Raw genomic sequence first — 6000 nt, forward strand, 5'->3', positions numbered from 1 at the left:
GGCACTCACCAGGCGAACGCCTCCGGCGTGGGACCAGGCCCCGGGAAGATCTCGTCCAGCGACCCGAGCAGCTCCGCCGGCAGCGTCAGCTCGACGGCGCGCAGCGCGGAGGCGAGCTGGTCGGCGGTGCGCGGGCCGACGATCGGTCCGGTCACCCCGGGCCGGGTCAGCAGCCAGGCCAGCGCCACCTCACCCGGCTCCAGACCGTGCTTGGCGACCAGGTCCTCATACGCCTGGATCTTGGTGCGGACCGCCGGGTCGGCCAGCGCGTCGGCGGAGCGCCCGCTGGTCGAACGCGTCCCGCCGCCCTCCCGCTCCTTGCGCAGGGCGCCGCCGAGCAGCCCGCCGTGCAGCGGCGACCAGGGGATGACGCCCAGGCCGTAGCCCTCGGCGGCCGGGATGACCTCCATCTCGGCGCGCCGCTCGGCGAGGTTGTACAGGCACTGCTCGCTGACCAGACCGTAGGAACCGCGGCGCGCGGCGGTCTCGTTGGCACGGGCGATGTGCCAGCCGGCGTGGTTGGAGGAACCGGCGTAGAGGATCTTGCCCTGCTGGACGAGAACGTCCATGGCCTGCCAGATCTCGTCCCAGGGCGTGCTCCGGTCCACATGGTGGAACTGGTAGAGATCGATGTGGTCGGTGCCCAGGCGCTTGAGGCTGGCGTCGACGGCCCGCCGGATGTTCAGCGCGGAGAGCTTGTCGTCGTTGGGCCAGACGTGGTCGGCGTCGGCCGACATGTTGCCGTAGACCTTGGTGGCCAGCACGGTCCTGTCCCGCCGGCCGCCGCCCTTGGCGAACCACGAGCCGACGATCTCCTCGGTGCGGCCCTTGTTCTCACCCCAGCCGTAGACATTCGCGGTATCGAAGAAATTGACGCCCGCGTCGAGCGCGGCGTCCATGATGGTGTGGCTGTCGGCCTCGTTCGTCTGAGGCCCGAAGTTCATCGTCCCGAGGACGAGTCGGCTGACCTTGAGTCCGGTGCGTCCGAGCTGCGTGTACTCCATAGCCGCCCAGCCAACGCCTTGGAGTGCGCTCGAATCAAGGGTGGGGCGGGGGTGGGGTGTCGCGGGGTGGGGGTTTGGCGTCAGGGGGCGGGGTGGCGACGGGGGAGGGCTGGGGTGTGCGGGCGGTCGGGCGTTCAGCTGCTCTGCGGTGCGGTCGCTCAGTGGTTCAGCCGTACTGCGGTGCGGTCACCCTGCCGTTCAGCCGTACTGCGGTGCGGAGGCGGGGGCCGGTCGGCTGTTGCCGCTTTGCGTTGAGGCCGTTCAGCCGACGGAGACTTCGTCCCGCGCTCGGGTCCGGTTCCGGGGCCGCGTCCGCGTCCGTGCGTACGGCGCCCCCACTCCCCACCCCCGATGCATCGCCTCGGCGAAGGCGCCCGCCAGCAGATGCTCGCCCGCGGGCGAGGGATGCGTCCCGTCGTACGTGGCGTGATCGATGTCCCACCCCTCGGGCGCGGCGGCCAGCAGCAGCGGCGATTCCGGGGTGGAGAGGTCCGCGACGGCCTCCGCCAGCAGCCCGTTGAAGCGCTCGCACTCGGCGCCGAACGGAGCGTCCGTCACGGCCCGCACATTCGGTATCACCGGCATCAGCACGGCCCGCACGCGCGGCGCGGCCGCCCGCGCCTCCGCCACGAACCGCCGCACGTTCTCGGCGGTCTGCCCGGCGTTCGTATAGAAACCGAGGTCGATCAACCCGAGCGAAACCAGCAGCGTGTCGGCCGCATGGCCCCGTACGGCATCCCCGATCAGCGGCGCCATGTGCAGCCACCCCTCACCCCACCCGGCAAGGTGCCGACGAGCGGCCTCGGGAAACCCGGGATCGCCGTACTCGTACGAGGTGGGGCTGTCCTGGAGGGTGTCATGCAGCGCACTACGCGGCCCGACGATCCGATACGGACCCTCATAGGCCGCGTTCAGGTGCTGCCACATGCGATAGCGCCACGTGAAGTCGCCGGTGCGCCCAACGGTCATCGAGTCACCGACGAACATGATCCTCATCCGGCCATGATCTCCGACCGGCCCTATTTGCTGGTACGTGACGCTGGACACGCGGGGGGAGGGAAGGAACGCCGACGGCCGCAGCCCCGTGGTGGAAATGCGGAGTGCGCAGAATTCTGCACTGGTTGACCGGTCGGCGGGATTGCGGCTCATCACCATCTGTGGGGCCCTGGTAGAACCGGGCAGTGAATTGCTCCACCAGGGCCCTGGATCAGATGGTCACCCTCCGGTGGTCCGTCCACGCCTGGGCAGCCGTGGCCATGGCCCTGAGCCAGGATGCGTCAGGCGTGCGGTCCGCGAAGGCGCGGTGCATCCGGAGGGTGGCGGCGGCGAACGCGTCCACGGCTTTGGGGTCCGCTTCCTTCCAGGCGGTGCAGCCGGCCGCCCAGGATTCGGCGGACTCAGCCGTGTGGCCCGCCGAGATGAGCTGCACCACCAAGCAGGCCGGGTCGATGAACGCCGCTCCGCGGGTGGGCCACGACCAGTCAACGGCCCAGGTGCGTTCTTCACCGATCAGAAGGTTGCTCGGGTTGATGTCGGTGTGGAGCAGGGCGTCACCCCGCAGGATTTCCGCCTCTGCCTCATTGGCACAGAAGCGGTCCCACCGGCCTTCCCGCCAGTTCTGTGCGACGTTGGGCAGGTCCAAGTCCCTGATGCGGTTGAGGATGCCGACGATTGCGGGGAGGTCGGGTGAATCCGGCGCGAAGTCTGACGACCGTCCTTCGACAGCTTCGAAGCCGAGCGCGATCCATCCGTCATCTTCCGCGTGCCACCGCAGAGCCGGAGAAATGGGGCACACGAAGGGGTTGATCAGCGCTTCCCGGAAGATGGAGTCGCGCCGGCCCCCGGGCCGGTTGCGTACGGCCTTGACGAAGAACCGTCCCTTCTCGCACGTGATCAGAGCCGTGACATCCGAGCTGAACCCGCGCGAGGTGGGCCGGAAGGCCGCCAGGTCTCCCGTGTGCGGGCGGAGCAAGGTCCAGAACTCCGGCCCGGGGGCGTTACGACTCATAAGCCCTTCTTCAGGTCCTCGGGGTGCACTCACTGCCGGGGAATCCCGGGCTGCACTCGTCGTCGTTGCCGCCCTCGTCATCGCCCTCTTCATCGCCACCCATGGTTGCGGCCCGGATAGCTGCGTTGGCTTCGGTCATGGGGCTGCCGCTGAGGATATCGGCGAGTGGGGAGTCCAGAACGTTGCCGGCGCTGAGGCCCATTGAGCCGGAGAACACACACGGGGAGACCTCGCCGGTGGGACTGATGGCAGCCCTTCCGGTGCCGCACCGGCCGCAGAGGTTCGACAGGTCCGGAGCCTCATTCCGCGCCGCACGTCCGAAGGGGCGTACGTGGTCCACGCGGACCTCGGTTACCCCCAGGGCTTCAAGATCCCGCTGTGTGTCGCTGACGTGTTGACCCTCGCCAGCCCCGATGAGCCCGACGCGCACGGGAATGGCGAGCTGGACGGCCTTCTCGATGTTGGCTCGGGTCCGGTGGTGGCTCCGGCGTCCGGTCCTGGCGTCGTGTTCCTCGGCTTGGTCCGAGTAGTAGGAGGTAGCGAGGGAGAGTCCCTTGCGCCGGAACACCTCCCAGCACTCGTTCGAGACGTGCACCAGGTTGCTGTAGACCTCGACGTGCAGACCGATGTTCAGCGAGTGGTCCACCAGCTCCGCGAAGTCCGGATGCAGGGTCGGTTCACCGCCGATGAACTGGATGTCGCGCACTCCATGTGCGGCGGCCTGGTCCAGGACGCTGATCCAATCCTCGCGGCTCATGGTCCCGTGGGTACCGTCCGATCCCGACGCGTTGTAGCAGTGTGCGCAGTTGAGCTGACACTTGCGCGTGAGGTCCAGCCACAGCAGCCGGGGGGCGGATGCTTCGGTGGTCGTTGTCACTGTGATCCCTTCAGCGGATCGTGCACTGACTCGCTGACCGTGCTGTGTGACCCGCCCCGGCCGGCGCTGTCCGGTCGTGGCCAGGGCGGGAGTTACGGGGCCCGGAGGTGGCTCCATCCAGACTGGGTATTCGCCGTCGGGCAAGGCTGTCTCCAGCTGCGCCAGGCGTGTGCGGTTCACTTTGCGGCCTCGATCGCGTCGGGGTCCGTCGTCCATTCCAGGCCGCCGGTCTCGGGCGCGAGCCATGCCACGGGGGGTGTGTCGGGGATCCCGATGTTGAGGCTGGGGGTGTTGGCCTTTGCGTCGGGTGCGATGGCGCGGAGGATGCCGATGCGGTCGGGGAAGATCCCGTGGAGGCGTCAGCCGTGGTGGCTGCCGGAGATGCCGACGGCGAGTACGAAGGCAAAGGCGGCGAGGCACGTGATGCACGTGACGATGCGATGCTGCACCGGCGTCACGGATGGCCTTCCGTAGGCTCGCCAACGCCAGTCTTCTGAACGGCGGTGAGACTCCGGACTTCTTGGTGGGTTGCAGGTCGGCACCATTTCGCGAGTGCATCCCAGGCGTCTCCAACAGAACGTCCGAGGACGAGGCATTCGCCGTGGATCGCCAGAACTTTCCCGACCTTGATATGGAGCGTGTCAACCACGGCCGACCCAATAGGGAAAGGCTCGCGCTGCGCCTGGATGATGCGAGCAAGCTCCCTGGCAGTGGCGTTGTCGGCCCTGCCGAGATGCATGAGGTGCTGCTCTCCAGGCTCTCCGTAGTCCACGTGCAGCTCCGGGAGATCAATGCCGGCGGATGGTGCGGCCGTCCGTAACTTCTGAATCAGCGCCTCGAATGTCTGCTCAGTAGCCCTCGTCTGGGTGGGCATGACCACTCATCTCCCAATCCGCGGGGGCGGTCTTGTGACACTCTCCCGCCGCTGTTGTTGCTGTGGGTAGTTAGTCAACGACGCTGTGGAGATCTCGGGTAGCCCTGAACTTGCACAGAAGTTGCACAACTGCAGCGTCGGGTAGTTGCGTTGATGAGACGATCAGAGGCGAACACCTCACGCAGGGAAGGCGTGATCATGGGCGAGATCGAACCATTCCCCGGACCAGGCAAGAATGTTGCAATCCGCCGCAAGAACATCGGTTGGACTCAGAAGCAACTCGTCGCGAGAGCGCGTGGCGTCTCCCTTTCGGCGCTTCAGAAGATCGAGACAGGTACGCGTGCACTCACCCAAGGCACGGCAGCGGTCCTCGCAGATGCCATGGGCTGCACTCTTGACGAACTCCTGGGTCGCGCAGAGCCTGGAGTGGAGGATGAAGCGCGGCTCAACGCACTACGCAGCGCTATCCGACGATTCGATATGCCCGGCGAAGTCCCTCTGGACATTGACGGCATGCGATCGAGGATGGACCAACTCCACGAAGATCGTTCAGAAGCCCGCTTGGGCGAGGTGCTGGCCGCCCTCCCTTTGGCCGTGAAGCAGGAGACGGACCTTGCTCACGAGCTTGGCACGCCCCTGGCGTGGAGTCGGGTTGCGGACGTGTACTCGGCCGTCTATTGGCTTGCCGCCAGGCACCGTTGGATGGACCTCGCGGACCTTGCTGTGCACAAGCAGCGCATGGCCGCCGAGCGCGCTGACGCACTGACAGGTGCTGTCGCTGCGAGGGACGAGGCCGGAACGTTCCTGAATAGCGGTGACTTTGGCGGGGGAATCCATGTAGTTGATCGAGCTGTCGTGCGGGCAGAGAGTGAACTTTCTGGGCGCAACAGGGCGCTTGCCTTGGGAATTCTCCACCTCCGTGGCCTGACTCTTGCAGGTCGAATCGTCGGTGACAAGGACAGTGAAAAGGAGGCAAAAAAGCACATCAAGGGCGCTTGGGAAGCGGCAAATGAAGTAAGGGAAGATGTGCTTGTGCATGGTATTCACTTTGGTCCGGAGAATACGGCGGTACACGTGATTGCTACGGCCGGAGACATGCGGAAGCATCGGGAAGCATTGGAGACAGCGGCACGGTTGGCTAAGAGGATGTCTCACGTGGTGAGTTTTGCGAGCGTCTTGTAGCAGGTGAGGGCGGCTGCGAGGCCGAGGAAGGCGAGAAAGTGGGAGCCGTTTCGCT

Annotated in this window: 6 protein-coding genes; 1 reads left to right on the forward strand and 5 read right to left on the reverse strand. The window is 66.6% G+C overall.

The genetic code is table 11. From position 1 onward, the window contains the following. Positions 1-5 precede the first annotated feature (5 nt). From IH09_RS22425 to IH09_RS22445, 5 genes are all read right to left on the reverse strand, one after another. The gene (locus tag IH09_RS22425) at positions 6-1004 is read right to left on the reverse strand and encodes an aldo/keto reductase (protein ID WP_052859181.1); all 999 of its coding nucleotides are present in this window, start codon (positions 1002-1004) and stop codon (positions 6-8) included. Between the two features lie 261 nt (positions 1005-1265). After that, positions 1266-2000, reverse strand: coding sequence for a GDSL-type esterase/lipase family protein (locus IH09_RS22430; RefSeq protein WP_052859183.1), 735 nt, complete (start codon positions 1998-2000; stop codon positions 1266-1268). A 211-nt stretch (positions 2001-2211) separates the two neighbouring features. Then, the gene (locus tag IH09_RS22435) at positions 2212-3012 is read right to left on the reverse strand and encodes a protein kinase family protein (protein WP_052859185.1); all 801 of its coding nucleotides are present in this window, start codon (positions 3010-3012) and stop codon (positions 2212-2214) included. Positions 3013-3022: 10 nt separating this feature from the next. Next, entirely contained in the window at positions 3023-3889 is an 867-nt protein-coding gene (locus IH09_RS22440; protein WP_052859187.1) for a radical SAM protein, read from the reverse strand. Between the two features lie 454 nt (positions 3890-4343). Further along, entirely contained in the window at positions 4344-4763 is a 420-nt protein-coding gene (locus IH09_RS22445; RefSeq protein ID WP_052859189.1) for a hypothetical protein, read from the reverse strand. Between the two features lie 198 nt (positions 4764-4961). Here IH09_RS22445 and IH09_RS37705 point away from each other — a divergent pair, with 198 nt between their 5' ends. Next, on the forward strand, positions 4962-5945 hold the full coding sequence (locus tag IH09_RS37705; protein WP_110952510.1) for a helix-turn-helix domain-containing protein: 984 nt from the start codon (positions 4962-4964) through the stop codon (positions 5943-5945). The last annotated feature ends 55 nt before the right edge of the window (positions 5946-6000 follow it).

Origin of the sequence: Streptomyces celluloflavus (genome assembly GCA_000720995.1) — a bacterium.
GTDB lineage: Bacteria > Actinomycetota > Actinomycetes > Streptomycetales > Streptomycetaceae > Streptomyces > Streptomyces celluloflavus.

What these genes read in the sequence shown, in the direction of transcription:
- IH09_RS22425 (WP_052859181.1), bottom strand. Translation starts at nt 1,004, where the DNA reads ATGGAGTACACGCAGCTCGGACGCACCGGACTCAAGGTCAGCCGACTC.
- IH09_RS22430 (WP_052859183.1), bottom strand. Translation starts at nt 2,000, where the DNA reads ATGAGGATCATGTTCGTCGGTGACTCGATGACCGTTGGGCGCACCGGC.
- IH09_RS22435 (WP_052859185.1), bottom strand. Translation starts at nt 3,012, where the DNA reads ATGAGTCGTAACGCCCCCGGGCCGGAGTTCTGGACCTTGCTCCGCCCG.
- IH09_RS22445 (WP_052859189.1), bottom strand. Translation starts at nt 4,763, where the DNA reads ATGCCCACCCAGACGAGGGCTACTGAGCAGACATTCGAGGCGCTGATT.
- IH09_RS37705 (WP_110952510.1), top strand. Translation starts at nt 4,962, where the DNA reads ATGGGCGAGATCGAACCATTCCCCGGACCAGGCAAGAATGTTGCAATC.